Genomic DNA, 22,511 nt, shown 5'->3' with positions numbered 1-22,511 from the left:
CGGCCGGGACGAGGACGGGCGCGGCCGGCCCCATAGCGGGGGCGGAGGGGTCGGCGACGGGCGCGACAGGCTCGGCGACCCCCGGTGGTGTGGACGCCGCGATGCCGGACTGGGAGAAGCGCTTCCGCGCGCCGCGGATCGGGCTGCCGGACTGGGCCGAGGACGCCCCGGACCGTTCCCTGTTCGTCTCGAACGCCACCGGCACCTTCGAGCTCTATGCCTGGGACCGGGCCACCGGCGAGCAGCGGCAGGCCACGGACCGGCCGAACGGCACGACGGACGGGACGCTGTCGCCGGACGGCCGGTGGATCTGGTGGTTCTCGGACACCGACGGCGATGAGTTCGGCGTCTGGATGCGGCAGCCGTTCGAGGGCGGCCCGGATGAACCGGCGACCCCTGGTCTCACCCCCTCGTATCCCGGCGGGCTGGCGATCGGCCGCGATGGGACGTCGGTCGTCGGGTGCTCGACGGACGAGGAAGGCTCGACGGTCCATGTCGTCCGGCCGGGGGAGCCTCCGGTCGAGATCTACCGGCACCGCGAGTCAGCGGGCGTCGGCGATCTCGCGCACGACGGCTCGCTGATCGCCCTTGAGCACACCGAGCACGGCGATGCGATGCACTCCGCGATCCGCGTCGTACGGCCCGACGGCTCCACGGTCGCGGAGCTGGACGACACCAAGGGCGGGACCGAGGAACTGGGCCTGTCGGTGATGGGCTTCGCACCGGTCGACGGGGATTCCCGGCTGCTGGTCGGGCATCAGCGGCGGGGCCGCTGGGAGCCGATGATCTGGGACCCGCTGACCGGGGTGGAGACGGCCCTGGACATCAACCTTCCCGGAGATGTGGGTGCCGACTGGTATCCCGACGGGTCGGCGCTGCTGGTGGAGCACGAGTACCAGGCACGGAGCGAGCTGTGGCGCTATGAGCTGGGCACGCCGGACGGCAACGGCGCCCCGGCCGGTGCCGGAGCTGCGGCCGCTGCGGCCGGTGGTCGGCTGACCCGGGTCGAGACCCCGGCCGGCTCGGTCTCGGGCGCCACGGCGCGGCCGGACGGCACGGTGGAGTTCCTGTGGTCGTCGGCGGCCCAGCCCCCGGAGGTGCGGTCGACGAGCGGCGAGGTCGTGCTGGACCCGCCCGGTATGAAGGCGCCCGGGTCGGTGCCGGTGCGGGATGTCTGGGTGGAGGGCCCCGGTGGCCGCATCCATGCGCTGGTGCAGCAGCCGGCGGGCGAAGGCCCCTTCCCGACGGTGTTCGACATACACGGCGGTCCGACCTGGCACGACAGCGACGCGTTCGCCTCGTCGCCCGCGGCCTGGGTGGACCACGGCTTCGCGGTCGTACGCGTCAACTACCGCGGCTCGACCGGCTACGGCCGCGCCTGGACGGATGCGCTCAAGCACCGCGTCGGGCTGATCGAGCTGGAGGACATCGCCGCGGTGCGTGAGTGGGCGGTCTCGTCCGGGCTGGCCGATCCGGAGCGGCTGGTGCTGGCGGGCGGCTCTTGGGGCGGCTATCTGACACTGCTGGGGCTCGGTACCCAGCCGGACGCCTGGGCCGTGGGCCTGGCGGCGGTTCCGGTCGCGGACTACGTCACGGCGTACAACGACGAGATGGAAGCCCTCAAGGCGATGGACCGGACCCTGCTGGGCGGCACCCCTGAGGAGGTCCCGGACCGCTTCGAGGCGTCGTCACCGCTGACGTATGTGGACGCGGTGCGGGCCCCTGTCTACATCTCGGCCGGCGTCAACGACCCACGCTGCCCGATCCAGCAGGTGGAGAACTACGTCCAGCGCCTGGAGAGCCGCGCCCATCCGCACGAGGTCTACCGCTACGACGCCGGGCACGGCTCCCTCGTGGTGGAAGAGCGCATCAAGCAGGTCCGCCTGGAACTCGATTTCGCCCAGCGACATGTGATCGAGAGGAGCTAGAGGCTCGGCCGGGGGGGGAGGGGCTCGGCGGGGCAGGGTCGGGGGCGGGGGGGAGGGGCCCCCGGGGGGTGGTCAGGCTGCGATGTGGTGGGCCAGGGCCGCATGTGGGTCCCGCCCCTCGGGGGTGTCGTCGGGGGTGTGGTCCGTGTGGACGGTCGCGGCGGTGAGGCGGGGGACGGCGTGGATAAGGGCGTGTTCGGCGGCGACGGCGAGGGCATGGGCCTGCACCACGGTCAGGCGGGAGTCGACGACGATGTCCGCCTCGGCCCGCAGGGTGTGGCCGATCCAGCGCATACGGACCTGCCCGACGCCGTGGACGCCGCCCACCGCGCGTAGTGCGGTCTCGGCGGTGTCGATGAGTTCGGGGTCGACGGAGTCCATCAGCCGCCGGTAGACCTCCCGGGCGGCGTCCCGCAGCACCATGAGGATGGCGGCGGTGATCAGCAGGCCGATGAGCGGGTCGGCCTGCTGCCAGCCGAGCGCCGCACCGCCCGCGCCGAGGAGGACGGCGAGGGAGGTGAAGCCGTCGGTACGGGCGTGCAGACCGTCGGCGACGAGCGCGGCCGAGCCGATCTTGCGGCCGGTACGGATGCGGTAGCGGGCGACCCACTCGTTGCCGAGGAACCCGATCACGGCGGCCGCGGCCACGGCCCACAGGTGCGTGACCTCGCGGGGGTGCAGCAGCCGGTCCACGGACTCGTAGGCGGCCCAGACCGACGAGGCGGCGATCGTCAGCACGATGGCGATGCCTGCGAGGTCCTCGGCGCGACCGTAGCCGTAGGTGTAGCGGCGGTTCGCGGCCCGGCGGCCGAGCAGGAAGGCGATGCCCAGCGGCACGGCGGTCAGGGCATCGGCACCGTTGTGGATCGTGTCGCCGAGCAGTGCCACCGACCCCGACAGCGCGACGATCACCAGCTGGATCAGGCTGGTCAGGCCCAGAATGCCGAGCGAGATCCAGAGCGTGCGCAGGCCCTCGCGGGAGGTCTCCAGCGCGGCATCGACCTTGTCCATGGCCGCATGGCTGTGCGGGGTCACCAGATGGGCGAGCTGGTGCCGCATCCGCGCCCAGCGGCCGGAGCGGTGAGGATCGTGGGCGTGGTCATGCCCGTGGCCGTGCGTGTGGTCATGCCCGTGGCCGGTCCCGTGACCGTGCCCGTGACAGTTCGCTCGGTCATTCGCGTGGTCGTGGGCGGGCTTCTGCGTGTGATGGGCGTGAGGGGCCTGCTCGGGCTCGTGCCCGTGCGCGTGCGGATCGCGCTGTACGTGATCAGGGATATGCGGATGACCATGGCCGTGCACGTGATCATGGCCGTGCGGGTGAGTGCCATTGTCTGCCATATGGCCTACCGTGGCACGCCGATCCGATTGCAGCTACCACCGTGATACGCCCTCTGACCAGGTGCAACGTCGTTGCAGAAGCAGAGCCCGTGCGGGTCGCGGAACGGAGCGGGTTGCAGCCTGAACGGGTACCGAACGAAGCGGGACCCTGAACGGGAGCTGGTCCCGAACCTGAGCGGATACCGAACCGGAGCGGTCCCCAAACCGGAGCTGTCCCGAATCGAAGAGGACCCCCAACCCGCAGCGCCTTCAGACCTTCCCGGCCCGCGCCGCCTCCCCCTGCCCGTCGCCGCTGCCCTCGCCCCGGCCTAGGCCGTCCTCCCCCAGGCCGGCAGCAATGCCACTCCCCAGCCCCCCGCCTTCGCCCTCCACCTCCACAACAATCCCCAATGCCGCGTCCTTGGCGGCCTCGGTGTCGCGGCGGAAGAGGCGGAACCACATGAAGACGACGAAGCCGGCGAAGACGAACCACTCGCCGGTGTAGCCGAGGTTCTGGAAGGCCTTCAGGTCCAGTCCGCTGCCCTCGGCGGCGGCCGGGGGGACGGCGCGCAGCGGTGCCTGGGCGTCGGTGAGCGTGATCCAGGCGTCGTAGACCTCGTACGGCACGATGTTGACCAGCGACGCCGCGCTGATCATGCCGAGCTGTCCCGGCGCCAGCCCGCCACCGGCCTGTACACCGTCGGTGCCCTGGTTCTCGGAGGCCTGCAGCGCTCCGGTGACGGTCACCTCGCCCTTGGGCGGCGCGGGCACCTTCGCCGTGTCGGCCTTCGTACCGGCGTCGCCGGGCAGCCAGCCCCGGACGACCGGCAGGGCCTTGCCGCCGTCCGTGCGGAGCAGGTTGAGGACGTAGAAGCCCTGCCGCTCGCCGTGCTTGTCCTTCAACGTCCGGCCCGGTACGAGCAGTTGGTGCCCGGTGTCGTAGCGCCCGCGGGCGCTGGCCTGGCGGCCGGAGGTCACCTTGTCGACGGGCAGCAGCCGCTCCAGGGGGCGGGCGGCCGCGGTCTTTGCCCGGGCGGAGCGGTCCTCCTGCTGCTGGTGGGTGTCGACGCGGTCCTCGAAGCGGCTCAGCTGCCAGCTGCCCATGAAGATGCAGAAGGGGATCGCCAGTACGGCGAAGACGTTGATTCCCCACCACCGCGGGGTCAGCAGGAACCGGTACACGCCCTCAACGGTACGGGGCCCGGGCGGCGGGGCCGCACCGGCCCCTCCACGCTCCGGTCCCGGTGGCCGGGACCTGGGCCATCGGCTGTTACCGGGCCGCCAGCGCCTCGGTGCGGTAGACCGTTCCGGCGCACGCGTCCGTGACCTTGGCATCGGCCGCGGCGGGCTCGCCGGCCTCCGGCGTGTGGCTGAGCACGATGCTCCCGGACGCGGTACCGCCGTCGCCGGGGCCCTCGTCGCCGCCCGCCTGGCCGCCGCTGTCGCCGGCGGTCGTGGTCCCGGTGTCCGGTGACTGTCCCGGGTCGCTGGAGGCGTCGGGCGTCGGGGACGGGCCGGGATTGACGCACCCCGTGGCGCCGCCGCCGGACTCCGGAATCCAGGCGAACTTGACCTCGTACGCCTCCCCCGGCTTGAGAACCAGCTGGTCAGGGGTGGTGGCCGGGTCGGGCAGTCCGGTGGCCTCGTCGCCTGAGGTGTGGTCGACGACGTGGATGCGGTCGGGCTTCGTGGAGCCCTGGGCGACCAGGCCGATGGTGCCGCCGCCCTCGACGGAGCAGGCGGCGGAGGAGGTGTTGACCACCCGGAACGCGCCGTAGACGCGGCCCGCGGAGTCCGCCGCACCGACGGTGCTGGTGCCCTGGCCGAGCTGTTCCCGCCCGCAGACCGGCGAGGTGACGTCCATGGTCTCGTCCGGGGCGGGGGTGCCGGCGCCCGCACCGTGGCCCACGCCGCCCTTCTCCGTGGCCTTGCCCTTGCCCGCGGGCTTGTCCTCGCCCCGCTTCTCGCCGTCTTTGCCGGCCGGCCGCGGACCGGCCTGCTCGGTGCCTTCGCCATGGGCCCCCTCGGCGCCGCCCTGGGGGTGCGGGCTGCTCGCCGCGTTGGCGGGCCGCTCCTCGGAGCTGCCGGCGAGGTTGGCCACATGGACCATGGCGGGGATGGACGTACCGCCGAGCAGCAGTGCGGCCGCGGCGCCCACGACGGCGTGCCGGCGGCGCTGGCGACGGGCGGGCACCGCGCGGCGCAGCTGCTCCAGCGCGTCCGGCGAGGGTTCGAGGTCGTCGACGCGGGAGTGCAGCAGCCGCCTCAGGTCGTCCTCGTCGCCGAAGTCGCCGCCGGTGGGGTGGCTTCGGCCGGGTCCGTCGCCGCCGCCGTTGCCGGTGCCGCCGCCGGAGCCGGTGGGCCCGTCGTTGCCGTACGCATGGCTGTCGGCCTCGTCACCGGCGTCCGCCGCACCCTCCGTGCCGTCCGGCACACCGTCCGTGACACCGATGTCATCGCCGTGGCCGGATACTTGGCCGGTTTCCGTGCCCTGCCCGCTGCCGGCGTCGGGCCGACGGCCGCCACCCGACTCGCCGTCGGGACGTCCTTGCGCCTCACGCGCCGCATACAGCCCACGCGCCACATCGGCGGGCTTTCCGCGCGCACCGGTCAGCTCGCCCGGGTCACGCCGCTCCCCCGCGCCGGGAGTCCCACGAGCGCCGGGCGCCTCGTGGATCCGGCCGTACGCGGTGCCCGGACGCGCCGGGTCGAGCGGGCCGGGCCGGTGGGTGCGGGTGCCGCTGTGATTCATGGGGTCGATCGACGTGCTCGGGAAGTCCGGGGCACTCGGGAAGTTCGGGGGACCCGGGAAGTCCGGGGTGCTCGGGCGGCTCGGGCTGAGCGAGCCGTACGCGTCGTACGGGTGGTGCCGGCCAAACGTCGTGCCACTCATGCCGGAGCCTCCATCGCGACGCGGAGCGCCGCGATGCCCCGCGAGCCGTAGGCCTTCACGGAGCCGAGCGATATGCCCAGGGTCTGGGCCACCTGCGCCTCGGTCATATCCGCGAAGTAGCGCAGCACCAGCACTTCGCGCTGCCGGCGCTGCAGCCCCCGCATCGCCTTGATCAGCTGGTCCCGCTCCAGCAGGTCGTACGCGCCCTCCTCGGCGCTCGCCATGTCGGGCATCGGCTTGGAGAGCAGCTTGAGCCCGAGGATGCGGCGACGCAGCGCGGAGCGCGAGAGGTTGACGACGGTCTGCCGGAGATAGGCGAGGGTCTTCTCTGGGTCGCGCACCCGTCCGCGCGCGGAGTGCACGCGGATGAAGGCCTCCTGGACGACGTCCTCACAGGAGGCGGTGTCGTCGAGGAGCAGCGCGGCGAGACCGAGCAGCGAGCGGTAGTGCGCGCGATAGGTCTCGGTGAGGTGGTCGACTGTGGTGCCCGCTGCCATCGCGTCGTCAGTGTCCCCACGCTGAGGGGGAATCTGCGCGGGACGCGTGGTGGGCCAGGGAGCGATCACCGGCATGCCCCCGGACACACGGGGCCGCGGTGGGCGCACTGCCGCGCCGGCTGCGCCAGCTGGGGCGATGGTGAATCCGAGTACCTCTGCCACGCCTGTTGGACACGCTTCCCCCTATAAGGGTTGTACGCGCAAGGCACCGCTTTTGACGATGCATCAAATGCCCTCATGCGTACCAGCTCTTCCTGAATGCCCTAATTGCCCCGACGCGAAGACCCTCATGCCCAAGGGCTCACCATGTGGCCCGCCCGGCACACCCGGAGCCACCCCTGAGGGCGGCGACAAAGACGCTCCCCGCCCAACTGCCGGTTGCAGTGCGGCGGGGAGCGAATGGTCGAACAGATCGTCAGCCCAGATCAAGAGGTTTGGACCGGCAATTCGCTCACAGAATCTTCACACGCTCCACAAAGTATCTCCCAGGTGGCCGGTGCACGACGGCCGATCCCGCCAAGTCGTATACCGTCCCCGGCTGTCACGGCAGCAGGGCGCGGGGACGCCGGAGAGAAACGGGAACGGCAGAGCACCGGAACAGCACCGGAACAGCACGACAGTAAGGCACGGGGAGAACGGTCCCGGACCGGACCTACCCCTGCAGCTCGGCCGCCACCAGCTCGCCGACCTGCGCCGTGTTCAGAGCCGCTCCCTTGCGCAGGTTGTCCCCGCACACGAACAGCTCCAGCGCCCGCGGATCGTCCAGCGAACGCCGCACCCGCCCGACCCAGGTCGGATCCGTCCCGACGACATCGGCCGGGGTGGGGTACTCGCCCTCGGCCGGGTCGTCGCTGAGGACGACGCCGGGGGCCGCGGCCAGGATCTCGTGCGCGCCGCCGACCGTGACCTCGTTCTCGAACCGGGCGTGCACGGTCAGCGAGTGGGTCGTGATCACCGGAACCCGTACACAGGTCGCGGTGACCGGCAGCTCCGGCAGCCCCAGGATCTTGCGGGACTCGTCACGGATCTTGAGCTCCTCGGAGGACCAGCCGTCCTCCTGGAGCGAGCCGGCCCAGGGCACGACATTGAGGGCGATCGGCGCCGGAAACGGCCCCAGGGTGTCCCCGACGGCCCGCCGGACATCACCGGGCGTGGTCCCCAGCTCCGTGCCGGACACCGCGGACAGCTGCGCCCGCAAGGTGTCGACGCCTGCTTTGCCCACCCCGGAAACGGCCTGGTACGAGGAGACGATCAGCTCGCTCAGCCCGTACTCGGCATGCAGCGCGCCCAGCGCGACGATCATCGAGAGCGTCGTGCAGTTCGGGTTGGCGATGATGCCGCGCGGACGCACCCGCGCGGCGTGCGCGTTGACCTCGGGCACGACGAGGGGCACGTCCGGGTCCAGCCGGAACGTGCCCGCGTTGTCGATGACAACCGCGCCCTTGGAGACCGCGACCGGCACCCACTGCGCGGAGACCTCGTCGGGGACGTCGAACATCGCGACGTCGATCCCGTCGAAGGCCTCCTCGCTCAGCGCGACGACCTCGACCTCCGCGCCCCGCACGGTCAGCTTGCGGCCGGCCGAGCGGGGCGAGGCGATCAGCCGGATCTCGCCCCAGATGTCGGCCCGCTCGGACAGGATGCCGAGCAGGACCGAGCCGACGGCGCCGGTGGCACCGACGACGGCGAGCTGGGGCTTGGCGGCCGTACGGGCGTCCGCCCTCAGCGTGTCAGCGAGGGACGGACGGCCCGCCTCGGCCGGAATCATCGACCGGTGCCGCCATAGACCACGGCCTCGTCACTGTCGGTGTCGAGACCGAAGGCGGTGTGCACGGCGCACACGGCCTCGTTGACGTCATCGGCACGGGTGACGACCGAGATGCGGATCTCGGAGGTCGAGATGAGCTCGATGTTCACGCCCGCGTTCGACAGCGCCTCGAAGAACGTCGCGGTGACGCCCGGGTTGGTCTTCATCCCCGCGCCGACCAGCGAGATCTTGGCGATCTGGTCGTCGTAGCGCAGCGAGTCGAAACCGACCGCGGCACGGGTCTTCTCCAGGGCCGCGACGGCCTTGCGGCCCTCGGCCTTGGGCAGCGTGAAGGAGATGTCGGTCAGACCGGTCGACGCGGCCGAGACGTTCTGCACGACCATGTCGATGTTGACCTCGGAGTCCGCGATCGCACGGAAGATGCGCGCGGCCTCGCCCGGCTTGTCCGGGACTCCGACGACCGTGACCTTCGCCTCGGAGGTGTCATGTGCGACGCCCGAGATGATTGCCTGCTCCATCGGCTGGTCCCCTTGCGGTTCGTTGCTGACCCACGTGCCCCTCAGTCCCGAGAAGGACGAGCGGACATGGATCGGGATGTTGTAACGGCGTGCGTACTCGACGCAACGGTGCAGCAGCACCTTGGAGCCGGAGCTGGCCAGCTCCAGCATGTCCTCGAAGGAGATCCAGTCGATCTTCCGGGCCTTCTTCACGACCCGGGGGTCGGCGGTGAAGACACCGTCCACATCGGTGTAGATCTCACAGACGTCGGCGTCCAGGGCGGCCGCCAGCGCGACGGCGGTCGTGTCCGACCCACCGCGCCCCAGCGTCGTGATGTCCTTCTTGTCCTGGGACACACCCTGGAAGCCCGCGACGATGGCGATGTTGCCCTCGTCGACGGAGGTCTTGATCCGGCCCGGCGTGACGTCGATGATCCGTGCCTTGTTGTGCACGGAATCGGTGATCACACCGGCCTGGCTGCCCGTGAAGGACTGCGCCTCGTGGCCGAGGTTTTTGATCGCCATCGCCAGCAGGGCCATGGAGATCCGCTCTCCGGCGGTCAGCAGCATGTCGAACTCGCGCCCCGACGGAATCGGGGACACTTCCTGCGCGAGATCGATCAGCTCGTCCGTCGTGTCGCCCATCGCCGAAACCACCACGACAACCTGGTTGCCGTTCTTCTTGGCTTCGACGACTCGCTTGGCAACGCGCTTGATGCCCTCGGCATCCGCAACGGATGAGCCGCCGTACTTCTGCACGACAAGGCCCACGTGCGCTCCTCGCAACTGTCTCTTCGGGAGTTTCCTCCCGGACCCCCGGAAATGGGGGTACTGCGGTCGGCTCAGTCTAACGAGCAAGCGGAGTCCGCCCTGCTAATACCACATCGTGAGACATGAGACTCACTCATTGATCACGGCTGTCTCACCGTGATCACCTGACTCGTGAGTTCCACGTCCCGCGGCGGCTCCACAAGGCGCACCGTTGCGCCTGCTCGGCGAGCACATGCCCGCTCCAGGCCGGTACACACGGAAACGTAACCCAGGTCACAGGGTCCGGGCGCGGCGAGAGCGCCCGGGGAGCCGGAAAATTCCGCCCCGGCGCGCGTCCCCCGGGCTCAGGTCCCCCGCAGCCCCAGCGGCCCGGCGATCTCGGCCGCCATGACCTTCCCGGCCTCCTCGGCGAGCAGCTCCTCGTCGCCGGCGGTGACGTCGCTGTCGGTGTCCAGGCCGTCCAGCTCGACCAGCGGCTGGTCGAGCCGTACGTGGGCGACCAGCGACTGCAGCGCGCGCAGGGCGGCCGAGGCGGTCGGTCCCCAGTTGGAGAGGTAGGAGAACTGCCACCACCACAGGGCTTCGCTGATCCGGCCCGCGTGGTAGTGCGCCAGGCCGTGCCGCAGATCGGTGATGATGTCGGCCAGGTCGTCGGAGATCCGGCTGGCGACCGGCTCGCTGCGCGGCACATACGGGTCGAAGACCTCGGAGTAGACGTCCACCGGGTCGAGCAGGGTCGCGAAGCGCTCGCGCAGCTCGTCGACGTCCGGCTCCGGGCCGGTGTCCGGCTCGTAGCGCTCGTCGGGGACGAAGTCCTCGTGCGCGCCCAGACGGCCGCCGGTGAGCAGCAGCTGGGAGACCTCCAGCAGCAGGAAGGGCACCGCGCTGTCCGGCTCGTCGCCCTTGGCGACTTCCGTCACCGCGACGATGAAGCTCTCGATCGAATCGGAGATCGAGACGGCAAAGTCGTCCGGGTCCTGTGTCGCGTTGTGCAGCGTGGCATCAGACATCGAGAAGTCTCCTCCCTTCGAAGGCCCGCCCGAGCGTGACCTCGTCCGCGTACTCCAGATCGCCGCCGACCGGCAGTCCGCTCGCCAGTCGCGTCACTCTCAGGCCCATGGGTTTGATCATGCGGGCCAGATACGTGGCCGTGGCCTCGCCCTCCAGATTCGGGTCGGTGGCCAGAATCAGCTCGGTGACGGTGCCGTCCGCGAGCCTGGCCAGCAGTTCCCTGATCCGCAGGTCGTCGGGGCCCACGCCCTCGATCGGGCTGATCGCCCCACCGAGGACGTGGTAGCGACCGCGGAACTCGCGGGTCCGCTCGATCGCCACGACGTCCTTGGGCTCCTCCACGACGCAGATGACCGCCGGATCGCGCCTCGGGTCCAGGCAGACCCGGCACTGCTCCTCCTGCGCCACATTGCCGCAGGTGCCGCAGAACCGGACCTTCGCCTTGACCTCCATCAGCGCGTTCGCGAGCCGGCGGACATCGGTCGGCTCGGCCTGAAGAATGTGGAAGGCGATCCGCTGCGCGCTCTTGGGACCGACGCCGGGCAGCCTGCCCAACTCGTCGATCAGGTCCTGGACCACGCCTTCATACACGGAACGTCTTCTTTCTCTTCTGCCGTGCTGCGTACGCTAGTTGGCTACTCCTCAGAAGGGGAGACCAGGGATTCCGCCACCGCCCAGACCCTGGGCGAGCGGACCGAGCTTCTGCTGCTGCAGCTGCTGGGCGCTGGCGTTGGCGTCCCGGACCGCCGCCAGCACGAGGTCGGCGAGCGTCTCGGCCGTCTCCTCCGCGGAGTCGGTGTCGACCGCCTTGGGGTCGATGACCAGGCCCTGGAGCTCTCCCGAGCCGGTCACCGTCGCCTTGACCAGACCGCCGCCCGCGGAACCCTCGACGGGTGTCTCCGCCAGTTCCTGCTGGGCTGCCGCGAGGTCCTGCTGCATCTTCTGAGCCTGCTGAAGCAGCTGCTGCATATTGGGCTGACCACCGGGGATCACGACGTGACTCCTGCCATACGACAACGATTGGTGCGGTAGCCCGAGCCTACGTGTTTCACGGGCCCCGCGCCCTACGCCGTAGGGAGGAGCACGGGTGTACGCCCGGCGTACGCCCGGTTACCCGTTTTCGCCCCGCCCGGCCCGCCTACGCGGTGCCGTACGGCGCCTACTCGTTGTTGAACTCTTCCAGCACCGTCGCGCCGAGTTCGCGCACGATCAGGTCGTGTCCGCTGAGCGCGGAGTCGACGAGGTCCGGGTCGTCCTCGGCCGGCATGTCGTACTCGATCGACATCGGCGGGGGCTCCGGCGAGCTGTACGAGGACTCCGCCGCGGGCGCGGTCTGCCCGCCGCCCGTGGACGACGGGGAGGACACGGCCTCCCGCGCCATCCGCGCACCCTGGCTTCCGCCGGCGCTGCCGCCGCCGTCCTGCCCGTACTGGCCGCCGGACGACGGGGGCGCCGCCGGTCCGCTCTGCTGGGGCGGGGGCTGCGGGGCGCCCTGCTGCGGGGCGGCGGGCGCACCGCCGCCGAAGCCGCCGCCCCCTCCGCTGCGGGGGGCGCCGCCGGACGGCGGATTGGCGCCGCCCGACGGGTCGACGATCGCCTCGACCCGCCACTGCACCTGGAACCGCTCGGCCAATACGTCCTTGAGGACGTCCTCGCTGCCGCCGTTGGCGAAGCTGTCGCGGGCCCCGGCATTGGGGAAGCCGATCTGGAGGGTGGTGCCGTCGAAGCCGGAGACCTGGGCGTTCTGGCTCAGCAGGATCCAGGTGAAGCGGCGGCGGTCCTTCACCGCTTCCAGGATGTCCGGCCACATCTGCCGCACCTGGGCGGCACCCTGCGCCGCCCCCGGGGCCGCACCGGCGGGCGGTGCCTGCGGGGACACCGGCGCGGGCGCACCGGCCGGCGGTCCGGACACGGCGGGCGGTGCGGCGGGCGGCGCGGCGGGGGCTCCGCCCTGCGGTGCCTGGCCGCCCTGCCCCGGCGCCACGGCCGTGGGCCAGCCGCCGGGCTGCCGCCCGGCGCCACCGCCATTGCCCCCCGCAGGGCCTCCGCCGCCGGTTCCCTTGCCCGCGCTTCCGGGCCAGGCCCCGGGCCGCGGGGCGGCCGCCTCACGGCCACCGCCCTGGACACCCTGCGGAGCGTCCGCCGGAGCGCCCTGGGGCGCCGCCGCGCCACCGCCGTCACCCCGCTGCTGCTCACCACCGGGCCCGGCCGCCGGGCCCCCGGACGCGCCCGCACCGGCCGTCGGCGCCGCCGGGGCGGGAGCCGGAGTGCCGGCACCAGCGGACGGGCCGCCGCCCACCGCGCCCCGCACCGCGGCACGCGCGGCGGCCGGCCCGGACGGTCCCGCAGGCATCGCCGGATGCGCCTCCGGCCCCGGTACATAGCCGGCCGCGGGCCCGCCACCGGACGCCACCACAGGCGGCGCTCCCGGCCCGGGCTCTCCCCCGGAGCCCGCACCGCCGGCCCCGCCCAGCAGCGCCGCGCCCGCGCCACGCTCCAGACGGTCGAGCCGCGCCTGCACCGACCGTTCGTCGTCGTACGCCGCGGGCAGCAGCACCCGAGCACAGATCAGCTCCAGCTGCAGCCGCGGCGAGGTCGCCCCGCGCATCTCCGTCAGGCCCGTATTGACCAGGTCGGCGGCCCGGCTCAGCTCGGCCGCCCCGAAGACGGACGCCTGCGCCGTCATCCGCTCCACGACATCGGCGGGGGCGTCGATCAGCCCCTTCTCCCCGGCGTCCGGCACGGCCGCCAGGATCACCAGGTCCCGCAGCCGCTCCAGCAGATCCGCGACGAAGCGCCGCGGGTCGTTGCCGCCCTCGATGACCCGGTCCACGACCTCGAAGGCCGCCGCGCCGTCCCCCGCGGCGAACGCCTCCACGATCGAATCCAGCAGCGACCCGTCGGTGTACCCCAGCAGCGCCGTCGCCATGGCATAAGTCACACCGTCCGCACCGGCACCGGCGAGCAGCTGGTCCATCACGGACATCGAGTCACGCACCGAACCGGCTCCGGCCCGCACCACCAGCGGCAGCACCCCGTCCTCGACCGGGATCTCCTCCCGCCCGCACACCTCGCCCAGGTACTCCCGCAGCGTCCCCGGCGGGACCAGCCGGAACGGGTAGTGATGGGTACGCGACCGGATCGTCCCGATGACCTTCTCGGGCTCGGTCGTCGCGAAGATGAACTTCAGATGCTCCGGCGGCTCCTCGACGACCTTCAGCAGGGCGTTGAAGCCCGCGGAGGTCACCATGTGCGCCTCGTCGATGATGTAGATCTTGTAGCGGCTGCTGGCCGGCCCGAAGAACGCCTTCTCCCGCAGCTCACGGGCGTCGTCCACGCCACCGTGCGACGCCGCGTCGATCTCGATCACATCGATCGAGCCCCGGCCGTTCCTGGCCAGGTCCACACACGACTGGCACTTTCCGCAGGGTGTGGGAGTGGGACCTTCCTCACAGTTGAGGCAGCGCGCCAGGATCCGCGCACTCGTCGTCTTGCCGCAGCCGCGCGGGCCACTGAACAAATAGGCGTGGTTGACCCGGTTGTTCCGCAGAGCCTGCTGCAGCGGATCGGTCACGTGCTCTTGCCCGATGACCTCGGCGAAGGTCTCGGGCCGGTAGCGGCGGTACAGCGCAAGGGACGACACGCATACGACGATATCGGCCCGCACTGACAACCGACGGGCCCCGTAAACGCAAGCGCCCCCCACGCACCCGCCAGAGCCGACCTACCCTTGCTGCCTTCCGGCCCTGGGGGAGTTCAGTCAGATAGCGCCACGTGAGGGGCTGCGCACCACAGTAGCGGATCCCCCACCCAAGAAACGACCCGGACCCTCACCCCCGGCCCACATCACTCCCCTCCGAACCCCTCCCCGCGATCATGGTCGCGAGCACTCCCCAACGTCTTGTATTGTTTGCGGCGGAGGATTCGCCTAGTGGCCTAGGGCGCACGCTTGGAAAGCGTGTTGGGGGCAACCCCTCACGAGTTCGAATCTCGTATCCTCCGCCAGTGCTCTCACCGGGCACGATGTCGAAGGGCCCCACCGTTCGCGGTGGGGCCCTTCGACGTTGTCTCAGCCCTCGTTGTCCTGGTCTTTGTCCACAAGAGCTGTTTCCGGGGTTCCCCAGATCGCCGCGCCGATCTTCCGGGCCACCTCCTTCAACAGGTGGTCGGAACGCCCTCGGCGGGGTTCAGCGGCACAGGGCGGTGTCCACGGCGCGTTCGAGATTCCTCCGGGCCGCCTCGTCGGTGAGCTGCAGGGTGACCGCGACGTTGGTGGCGCGGCCGTCGTCGGTGGCGCCGCCCCGGGTCTCGTACCCCGGGAAGCTGCCGCCGTGGCCCCAGGAGAGGCCGCCGCACGGCAGCGGCCTGCTGACGAGTCCAAGTCCGTAGCGGGCGCCGGGGCCGAAGGTCGCTTCGGCGGGGACGGTGGAGCGCATCTGGGCGAGCTGGGCCGAGGGCAGGAGGCGGCCGGCCAGGAGTGCGGTGAAGAAGCGGTTGAGGTCGGAGCCGGTGGAGACCATCTGGCCTGCCGCCCAGCTCCAGGAGGGGTCGGTCTCCGTGATGTCGCGCAGCGGCGCGTCCGCCGATTCCCGGTAGTAGCCGTGGGGGTGGGGTTCCCGAATGCTCGCGTCACCGGGGGCGGGGAAGTAGGTGTGGCGCAGCCCGGCGCGTTGGACGACGCGCCGGTCGATCTCCTCGGCGAGGGGGCGGCCGGTGACCTTCTGGACGATCAGGCCGGCGAGCACGTAGTTGGTGTTGCTGTACTTCCAACTCGTCCCGGGGGCGAAGTCGGCCGGGTGCTGGAGGGCTGTGGCGAGCAGTTCGCGGGGGGTGTAGTACCGGACGTCGTCCCCGAGGTGGTCGCTGTAGTTGGGGAGTCCGCTGGTCTGCTGGAGGAGCTGGCGGACGGTGATGTGCCGTCCGTCGATCCCTTCCCCGCGGACGAGGCCCGGCAGGTAGGTATCGACGGAGGCGTCCAGGTGCACCCTCCGCTCCGCGACGAGTTGGAGGACGACGACCGCGACGAAGGTCTTGGTGTTGCTGCCGATCCGTACCTGGCCGTCCCTGGGCACCTTCGAGCCGGTGGTCAGGTCGCCCACTCCTGCGGTGTAGGTGCGGATGCGGCCGTCACGGTCCTGGACGCTCGCCAGCGCGGCGGGCATCCCGTCGTCGCGCACCAGCGCGTTCAGGCTCTGCTGGACGGTGTCCGGCCTGGTGGCGGAGGCGGCGGGCGGGGCGAGGGCGCCCAGTGTCATGACACCGATGGCCACCGCGACCGCGGCGGGCAGGGCCCGTCGCCGCGTGCCCTGCTGCCGGCCCGGCGAGCGAAGCCCTTGCCGTGCCTGTCCACGCATGAGTCAACTCCTGAGGAATCGCTGGACCGTTGTTCAGGTTTGCCGGGTTGCCGGGTTGCCGGGTTGCCGGGTGCGTGATTCAGCCGCACAGGGCCCTGTCCACGGCGTCCTTCACGTGCTGCGTGGCTGCCTCGTCCGTCGGAATGTTGGTGACCGCGACGTTGGCGGCGCGGCCGTCGTCGGTGACACCGCCCCGGGTCTCGTACCCCGCGATGTCGCCGCCGTGGCCCCAGTAGACGCCGCCGCACGACAGCGGCCTGCTCGTGAGCCCCAGCCCGTAACGGAGGCCGGAGGTCCCGGCGGGGACGGTCGTGCGCATCTCGGCGAGCTGGGCCGCCGGGAGGAGCCGGCCGGCGAGGAGCGCGGTGAAGAAGCGGTTGAGGTCGGAGTTGGTGGAGATCAACTGACCTGCGGCCCAGCCTACGGAGGGGTCCATCTCCGTGAAGTCGCGCAGCGGTGTGTTCGCCGGGTTGCGGTGGTAACCGTGGGGGTGCGGCTCTCGGATGCTCATCTCGCCGGGGGTGGGGAAGTAGGTGTGGCGCAGCCCGATGCGCTTGATGATGCGCCGGTCCATCTCCTCGGCGAGGGGGCGGCCGGTGACCTTCTGGACGATCAGGCCGGCCAGGACGTAGTTGGTGTTGCTGTACCCCCACTTCGCCCCCGGAGCCGCGTCGGCCTTGTACCGGAGGGCGATGTCGAGCAGCTCGCGGGGCTCGAAGTACCGGTTCCTGATCTCGTCGTCGTCGACGTGGATGCCGTACTCGGGGAGTCCGCTGGTGTGCTGGAGGAGCTGGCGGACGGTGATGCGGCGCCCGTCGATCCCCTTTCCGCGGACGAGGCCGGGCAGGTAGGTGTCGACGCAGGCGTCCAGGCCGATCTTCCCTTCGCCGACCAGCTGCAGGACCACGACCGCCGTGAACGCCTTGGTGTTGCTGCCGATCCGTACCTGGCCGTCCCTGGGCACCTTCGAGCCGGTGGTCAGGTCGCCCACTCCTGCGGTGTAGGTGCGGATGCGGCCGTCACGGTCCTGGACGCTCGCCAGCGCGGCGGGCATTCCGTCGTCGCGCATCAGCGTGTTCAGGGCCTGCTGGACGGCGTCCGGCCTGGCGGCGGCGGCAGCAGCGGAGGCGGCAGAATCCGAGGCGGCGGGCGGGGCGAGGGCGCCCAGCGTCATGACGCCGATGGCCACCGCGGCCGCGGCCGACACGGCTCGTCGCCGTCTGCCGCCCTGCTGCCGGGTCGAGGAACGAAGGCCCTGCCGGGTCTGAGCACGCATGAGTCAACTCCTGGGGAATCGTTTGGTCGAGGCACGATCCTGGTTTCCAGGGCCCGCTGACCGCATCGCGGGAAGGCGGGAGAAATCGCTCCCCCGATCGGGGGAGGCTGCCGGGGGGGCCGCCCGGCGATACTGGCGCGCATGATCAGGGGAATTCGGCCGCTGCTGCGCGGCTCCACGTATGCGGGTGTGCTGTTCGCCTATTGCGGCGCGCTGGCGAGCCTTCCGCTGCTGCCTTTCGCCCTGTTGCCGGCGCTGTCGTGGCGATCCGCTTCCGAGAGCGTGCAGATCGTCCTGGTCCTGCTGGTCTGGGCGGTACTGGTCGGCGTGGTCGGCCTGGCGCGCCCCGTACGACGGGCGCTGGTCGTGTCGGCCCGCCGGCTGCTGCGGGTGCCGCTGCCGAATCCGGTGGCCGGTCGCCGGCCCTCCGGTTCACTCGGCCTCGACCGCTGGCGGACCCCGCTCTGGCTGGTGCTGCACGTGGCCGTCGGTTGGACGGGGGCGCTGGCGAGCGGGGTGCTGTTCATCATGGGCCTCGCCCTGCCGGGGAACTGGCTCGGCGCCGAGGCGCGGGCGAGTCTGTTCGGCACGTCGGTCCGGGTGTCGGGCGGGTGGAGCTGGGTGGTGGCGGCCGTGTGCCTCCTGCTGGCGGTGGCCATCTGCTTACTGGTGACGAAGACCCTGCGGTGGGCGGCGCCACGGCTGCTGGGGCCGTCGGCGGCCGAACGGCTCGCGCTGGCCGCCGAGCGGGAACAGCTGCTGGCCGAACGCAACCGGATTGCCCACGAGTTGCACGACTCGATCGGGCACACGCTGACGGCGGCCACCATCCAGGCGGCGGTGGCGGGCGAGGCGCTCTCCGCCGACCCGGCGACGGCGCGGGCCGCCATGCGCAGCATCGAGGAGTCGACGCGGGCCGCGCTGGAGGACCTGGACTACGTGCTCGGAGTGCTGCGCGAGGAACAGTCGGGGACGGCTCCGACCCGGACCCTGGCCGACCTCCCCGAGCTGCTGGACCGCCTGCGGCACGCGGGCGCGGTGGTGGAACCGGAGCTGTCGGGCGACCTGGCGCAGGTGCAGGGGACGCTCTCCCGGGCGGCGTACCGGATCCTCCAGGAGGGGCTGACGAACGCGCTGCGCCACGGGGCGGGCGGCCCGATCGTGGCCCGGGTGGCGGCCGGGCCGGACGGACTGGATCTCACGGTGGTCAACCGGACCGGGGCACGGACGGGCCCGGGCCCGGGGGCCTTCCCGACCTCCGGCCACGGTCTGCCCGGACTGGCCGAGCGCATCCGGCTGCTGCACGGTGAGTTCCAGGCCGGCCCGGACGGGACGCAGCACTGGCGGCTGGCCGTCCGGCTGCCGGCACGGGCGTCGGCGTGAGTGGATCCGACGCGGGCGAAGGCATGCCCCTTCCCCCCGTCACCAGCCCCGCCGTCACCCTCCTGATCGCGGACGACGAGGAGGTGACCCGCAGCGGCCTGCGCATGCTGCTCGCCGCACAGCCGGGCATCACGGTGGTCGGCGAGGCCACCGACGGCGTCGAGGCGGTCGAACGGGCGCAGAGCCTGCGGCCGGACGTGGTCCTGATGGACGTACGGATGCCGCGTCGCAACGGGATCGAGGCCACCCGCCAACTGCTGGCCGAAGCGGCCGACCCGCCGAAGGTCGTGGTGATCACCACCTTCGAGAACGACGGCTACGTCACCGCCGCCCTCAGCGCGGGCGCCAGCGGCTTCGTCCTCAAGCGCCTCCCGGTCCGTCAGATCGCCGAGGCGGTCCGGGTGGTGGCGGCGGGCGAAGCGGTCCTCTTCCCGGCCGCACTGGGCCGTATGGTCGCCGCCCGCCCGCTGGGCTCCGCCCAGGCCCTGCCGCACGCCGCCCTGACCGGCCGGGAGGAGGAGGTGCTGCGCCTGATGGCCACCGGGCTCTCCAATCCGGAGATCGCGGAGTCCCTCACGGTGAGCCTGGAGACGGTCAAGACCCACGTCGGAAACGTGCTGACCAAGCTCGGCGCGCAGAACCGGACCCATGCGGTGGTGATCGCGTACGAGTCCGGCCTGGTGGTCCCGGGCTTCGCCGGCTGACGGCTTCCGCCCCTCTGCGCGGTCGCCCGCAGGCTGCTCAGTACCGGCCGCGACGTAACTCCACAGCCACTCGTATCCTCCGCCCGGCCTCACCGGGCTGAACGAAGGCCCCGACCGGGAAACCGGCCGGGGCCTTCGTCGCGTTCCGTCTCGGTCGATGCCGAGTGGGCTGCTGCCGGCGCTGTCGGGGGGCGCCCCCGCTCTCGTCCGTCTGCCCCGGAGGGCGTGGCCATACGTCTGTGCGTGGCCGGCTCTACGCCTGACGGAGTCGGGCGATGATGCCGTCGATGTCGCGGAGGGCCATCTCGGGGCGGACGAAGTGTCCGCCGGGCTCCTCGTGCCACTCGTGCGGGATGCCTGCTTGGTCGAGGCCGGCTCGGAACTCCCGCTGGCCGGCGAGCACCTCGGTCTCGTTGAGCAGGTCGAACGGGTCAACCAGGGTGGGACTGGTGCCGGCGACCATGAAGACCCGCTTGTTGCGGTAGCTCTCGATGTGCTCCATGGGGTTGTCGGCGCTGACCATGGCCTCGTCGAACGGCTCGCCGTAGATCGTGCCGCCGCCCAGGTCCAGGGCCGCGGAGGACACGTTGGCCCAATGGGCGACCGCGCTGAGGTCGCGGCGCAGGCTGGGCGGGCCGGAGTGGGCGCTCACCGAGGCGAAGTGGCCGTAGTACTTGGCTGCGTACTTCAGCGCGCCGAAGCCACCCATCGAGAACCCGCCGACGGCGCGGCCGTCGTACTCGGCGTACGTCCGGAAGTTCGCGTCGATCCACCGGAGCAACTGGTCGATATGGAAGGTTTCCCAATTCCGGGGGCCGGTATTGGAGTTGACCGGGTTGGAGTACCAGCCCGCGTGTCCGCCGTCGGGCATCACGACGATGATCGGCTTGCCGGCGGTCCAGGCGCGGATGCCTCCCTCCGGCAGCCGGTCCCAGGTCATGAAGCCCTGGTCGCTACCGCCGCCGTGGAACAGGTCCGGGCCCTGTCGGGCCGCCGGACGCCGGGCGAGCGGTTCGTTCCGCGGTGGGCCGGGGGCTGCGTCGGTGGAGATCACGGCCGGTCGCGCCCTGCCGAGATCCGGTCACCCACGTTTGCAGGGATCTTGGTCACCCGCGCCTTGCGGGGATCATCGCCACCGGCGTCTCGCCGAGACCGGGGACGCGGCCGTTCGCTGACCGAGCTCAGACCGGCGGCTACATCGACGGGCAGTAGGGACTCTGCCCGTGGGGCCGCCGGGGTCGCTCGGCTCACCCGGCGGCACGCCAACTCCCGTTTCGGGTACGGAAATCACGGTAACGCCGGACCATTCTGCGCGGAAGAAAAGAAGGCGATGAATTACGGCGCAATGGACGCGGGAAACCGGGCGGTCGCCAATGATGCCGAGTGGTTATCGAATCGCAGGCATGAGTGTGGTTTCGCGTACTCGCCCCAGGCAAACAAGAAGGCATGAATAATGCCCACGACCCCATGCCCACAAACAACTCGTATGACGGCTATGGCACCTATGACCGCAACCGGTCCGGTGTCGGCGCAAATCGGGCCGCGCTGATCATCCACACAATCGGGGATGTGGCCGCCGGCTTCCTGGGTCTGTGGATCCTGCTGTACCTGCTCGAAGCGAACCAGGGAAATATCTTCGTCGAATTCGTGCACGGAGTGGCCGACTGGCTCGCCGCGTGGTCGCAGGACATCTTCACCATGGACAGTGAAGGTGTGCGGGTTTTCCTCAATTACGGTCTTCCTGCGGGGCTTTACCTGCTGCTCGGCCATGGGATCGCTGCGCGGGTTCGTCGCGTCTGACCGTATTTCGCTGCCGGGGTGGATTTGAGGGGCTTGAGGGGTCCGCGACCGGACCGAGCGGAAGTGGAAGTGGAAGTCGAATGGGTCGCGGACTTCGCGGCGGAGGTTGGGCCCCGGCCCCGGCAGGTCGATCCCATACGGGAGCCGCCCGTTGGCGGTCTTCCCCCAGTGCCTAGCATGAAGGCGTGATGCCCAGCCGCCCGTACGTACCACCACGGCCCGCCGCCCGGCGGTGGCGTGTGCTGTGCGTACTCGGGCTGCTGGCAGGGCTGCTGGGCATGCACGGACTCGCTCCCGTCGCTGCCGCGCCCTCCACCGCGCACGATCACCGCATGTCCGTGGTGGCCAAGGCCCATGCGCACTGCCCGGACGGTGACTGCGGCGGCACCGGGCATGTCCATCACGCGGACCCGACCTGTGCGTCCGCCGCGCTCCACGGGCCGCCCGCGCCCCCGGCCCTGGCTCCCTCCCTCGGCAGCCCCGTACAGCCCTCCGAGGCGGCAGGCGCGGGCGAACCGGTGAACCGGGACGGCGGACGAGCGCCGCCCTCTCTGGCCGAACTCCAACTCCTGCGGATCTAGGAACACCCCGACGGCACGGCGCCCCGCTCAAGGGCGCGGTGCCGCCGTCCGGCATGTTCCGATACCGCTGCTTTCCAGGAGTACACCGAATGAAGCCCACCCGTACGTCCACGCGCCGCCTCGCACTCGTGGCCGCCACCGCCGCCTCCGCGGTGCTGCTGGCCGCCTGCGGCGGCAACGACAGCGGCAGCCACTCCGCTCACCGTTCCCCGACGAAGTCCGCCTCTTCGCCCGGCGCCTCGGCCTCGGCCGGCGCGCACAATGCGGCCGATGTGGCGTTCGCGAAGGGGATGATCCCGCACCACCGGCAGGCCGTGGAGATGGCCGGCCTGGCTGCGACCCGAGCCTCGTCGAGCCAGGTGAAGGAGCTCGCCACCAAGATCGAGCAAGCCCAGGACCCGGAGATCAAGACCATGTCCGGGTGGCTGACGGCCTGGGGCGAGCAGGTGCCGGAGGAAATGCCCGGCATGGACCACTCCGCCCACTCCGGCATGCCCGGAATGATGAGCACGAAGGATATGGCGGCGCTGAAGAAGAAGTCGGGCAAGGCCTTCGACACGGCCTTCATGGAGATGATGGTCGGGCACCACCAGGGTGCGGTGGAAATGGCGGGCACCGAGAAGAAGAAGGGTGCTTACGGCCCCGCGAAGACTCTGGCGGACGCCGTCATCAAGGCCCAGAACGCGGAGATCGTGCGGATGAACAAGCTGCTGGGGAAGGGCTGAGCGCCG

At 71.4% G+C, this 22,511-nt stretch carries 20 protein-coding genes, 1 tRNA gene and 1 other RNA gene; 8 read left to right on the top strand and 14 right to left on the bottom strand.

The features are described 5' to 3' along the window. Window positions 1-101: 101 nt before the first annotated feature. The gene (locus NUT86_RS22575) at window positions 102-1,928 is read left to right on the top strand and encodes a S9 family peptidase (protein WP_159489178.1); all 1,827 of its coding nucleotides are present in this window, start codon (window positions 102-104) and stop codon (window positions 1,926-1,928) included. 72 nt (window positions 1,929-2,000) lie between these two features. Here NUT86_RS22575 and NUT86_RS22570 read toward each other — a convergent pair whose 3' ends face one another. After that, window positions 2,001-2,987: a cation diffusion facilitator family transporter gene (locus NUT86_RS22570; RefSeq protein WP_018089939.1), complete on the bottom strand. Its 987-nt coding sequence runs from the start codon at window positions 2,985-2,987 to the stop codon at window positions 2,001-2,003. Between NUT86_RS22570 and NUT86_RS40675 the strand changes: the two genes are divergently transcribed. Continuing rightward, window positions 2,967-3,311: a hypothetical protein gene (locus NUT86_RS40675; RefSeq protein ID WP_446750780.1), complete on the top strand. Its 345-nt coding sequence runs from the start codon at window positions 2,967-2,969 to the stop codon at window positions 3,309-3,311. The genes NUT86_RS22570 and NUT86_RS40675 overlap by 21 nt on opposite strands. A gap of 204 nt (window positions 3,312-3,515) precedes the next feature. Here the strand turns inward: NUT86_RS40675 and NUT86_RS22565 are convergent, their stop codons facing one another. From NUT86_RS22565 to ffs, 10 genes are all read right to left on the bottom strand, one after another. Next, on the bottom strand, window positions 3,516-4,427 hold the full coding sequence (locus tag NUT86_RS22565) for an SURF1 family protein (RefSeq protein WP_274737311.1): 912 nt from the start codon (window positions 4,425-4,427) through the stop codon (window positions 3,516-3,518). Window positions 4,428-4,515: 88 nt separating this feature from the next. Continuing rightward, window positions 4,516-6,138 (bottom strand): hypothetical protein, encoded by a 1,623-nt coding sequence (locus tag NUT86_RS22560; RefSeq protein WP_274737309.1) that lies wholly within the window; start codon window positions 6,136-6,138, stop codon window positions 4,516-4,518. Beyond that, complete coding sequence (locus NUT86_RS22555) at window positions 6,135-6,797, bottom strand: SigE family RNA polymerase sigma factor (protein WP_174857682.1); 663 nt, start codon at window positions 6,795-6,797, stop codon at window positions 6,135-6,137. The genes NUT86_RS22560 and NUT86_RS22555 overlap by 4 nt, the downstream gene beginning before the upstream one ends. Before the next feature lie 490 nt (window positions 6,798-7,287). Further along, a complete protein-coding gene (locus NUT86_RS22550) occupies window positions 7,288-8,403 on the bottom strand; it encodes an aspartate-semialdehyde dehydrogenase (protein ID WP_018089934.1) in 1,116 nt (371 codons plus the stop codon). Beyond that, window positions 8,400-9,671, bottom strand: coding sequence for an aspartate kinase (locus tag NUT86_RS22545; protein ID WP_018089933.1), 1,272 nt, complete (start codon window positions 9,669-9,671; stop codon window positions 8,400-8,402). Before NUT86_RS22545 ends, NUT86_RS22550 begins: the two co-directional genes overlap by 4 nt. Window positions 9,672-10,015: 344 nt before the next feature. Then, window positions 10,016-10,681, bottom strand: a complete 666-nt coding sequence (locus NUT86_RS22540; RefSeq protein WP_159487121.1) for a DUF5063 domain-containing protein — start codon at window positions 10,679-10,681, stop codon at window positions 10,016-10,018. After that, window positions 10,674-11,273, bottom strand: a complete 600-nt coding sequence (gene recR / locus NUT86_RS22535; protein WP_018089931.1) for a recombination mediator RecR — start codon at window positions 11,271-11,273, stop codon at window positions 10,674-10,676. The genes NUT86_RS22540 and recR overlap by 8 nt, the downstream gene beginning before the upstream one ends. A gap of 51 nt (window positions 11,274-11,324) precedes the next feature. Next, window positions 11,325-11,675, bottom strand: coding sequence for a YbaB/EbfC family nucleoid-associated protein (locus tag NUT86_RS22530; RefSeq protein ID WP_078518632.1), 351 nt, complete (start codon window positions 11,673-11,675; stop codon window positions 11,325-11,327). Between the two features lie 166 nt (window positions 11,676-11,841). Then, window positions 11,842-14,325, bottom strand: a complete 2,484-nt coding sequence (locus NUT86_RS22525) for a DNA polymerase III subunit gamma and tau (RefSeq protein WP_274737306.1) — start codon at window positions 14,323-14,325, stop codon at window positions 11,842-11,844. A 45-nt stretch (window positions 14,326-14,370) separates the two neighbouring features. Next, window positions 14,371-14,469: signal recognition particle sRNA small type (gene ffs, locus NUT86_RS22520), an RNA gene on the bottom strand. Between the two features lie 130 nt (window positions 14,470-14,599). Between ffs and NUT86_RS22515 the strand changes: the two genes are divergently transcribed. After that, window positions 14,600-14,687 (top strand) — tRNA-Ser (locus tag NUT86_RS22515). A gap of 182 nt (window positions 14,688-14,869) precedes the next feature. On the opposite strand, the gene NUT86_RS22510 is transcribed toward NUT86_RS22515, so the two are convergent. After that, on the bottom strand, window positions 14,870-16,036 hold the full coding sequence (locus tag NUT86_RS22510) for a serine hydrolase domain-containing protein (protein ID WP_274737305.1): 1,167 nt from the start codon (window positions 16,034-16,036) through the stop codon (window positions 14,870-14,872). A 79-nt stretch (window positions 16,037-16,115) separates the two neighbouring features. Then, the gene (locus NUT86_RS22505) at window positions 16,116-17,312 is read right to left on the bottom strand and encodes a serine hydrolase domain-containing protein (RefSeq protein WP_274737304.1); all 1,197 of its coding nucleotides are present in this window, start codon (window positions 17,310-17,312) and stop codon (window positions 16,116-16,118) included. A 141-nt stretch (window positions 17,313-17,453) separates the two neighbouring features. Here NUT86_RS22505 and NUT86_RS22500 point away from each other — a divergent pair, with 141 nt between their 5' ends. Both NUT86_RS22500 and NUT86_RS22495 read left to right on the top strand, forming a co-directional pair. After that, window positions 17,454-18,695 (top strand): sensor histidine kinase, encoded by a 1,242-nt coding sequence (locus NUT86_RS22500; RefSeq protein ID WP_274737303.1) that lies wholly within the window; start codon window positions 17,454-17,456, stop codon window positions 18,693-18,695. Between the two features lie 23 nt (window positions 18,696-18,718). Next, on the top strand, window positions 18,719-19,399 hold the full coding sequence (locus NUT86_RS22495) for a response regulator transcription factor (RefSeq protein WP_274737301.1): 681 nt from the start codon (window positions 18,719-18,721) through the stop codon (window positions 19,397-19,399). Window positions 19,400-19,652: 253 nt separating this feature from the next. Here the strand turns inward: NUT86_RS22495 and NUT86_RS22490 are convergent, their stop codons facing one another. Continuing rightward, complete coding sequence (locus tag NUT86_RS22490; RefSeq protein ID WP_266440826.1) at window positions 19,653-20,453, bottom strand: alpha/beta hydrolase; 801 nt, start codon at window positions 20,451-20,453, stop codon at window positions 19,653-19,655. A gap of 392 nt (window positions 20,454-20,845) precedes the next feature. Between NUT86_RS22490 and NUT86_RS22485 the strand changes: the two genes are divergently transcribed. From NUT86_RS22485 to NUT86_RS22475, 3 genes are all read left to right on the top strand, one after another. Next, the gene (locus tag NUT86_RS22485; protein ID WP_381680967.1) at window positions 20,846-21,199 is read left to right on the top strand and encodes a hypothetical protein; all 354 of its coding nucleotides are present in this window, start codon (window positions 20,846-20,848) and stop codon (window positions 21,197-21,199) included. A 188-nt stretch (window positions 21,200-21,387) separates the two neighbouring features. Then, window positions 21,388-21,780 carry a DUF6153 family protein gene (locus NUT86_RS22480; RefSeq protein WP_159489182.1) on the top strand — a complete coding sequence of 131 codons (393 nt, stop codon included), beginning with the start codon at window positions 21,388-21,390 and terminating at the stop codon, window positions 21,778-21,780. Between the two features lie 89 nt (window positions 21,781-21,869). After that, on the top strand, window positions 21,870-22,505 hold the full coding sequence (locus NUT86_RS22475) for a DUF305 domain-containing protein (protein ID WP_266440828.1): 636 nt from the start codon (window positions 21,870-21,872) through the stop codon (window positions 22,503-22,505). Window positions 22,506-22,511: the final 6 nt, after the last annotated feature.

The sequence above is a fragment of the Streptomyces sp. G7(2002) genome (assembly GCF_028870195.1).
Classification (GTDB): Bacteria; Actinomycetota; Actinomycetes; order Streptomycetales; family Streptomycetaceae; genus Streptomyces; species Streptomyces nigrescens.
Note: the sequence above shows the minus strand (reverse complement) of the source record. Positions and strands in the feature narration are given on the sequence as shown.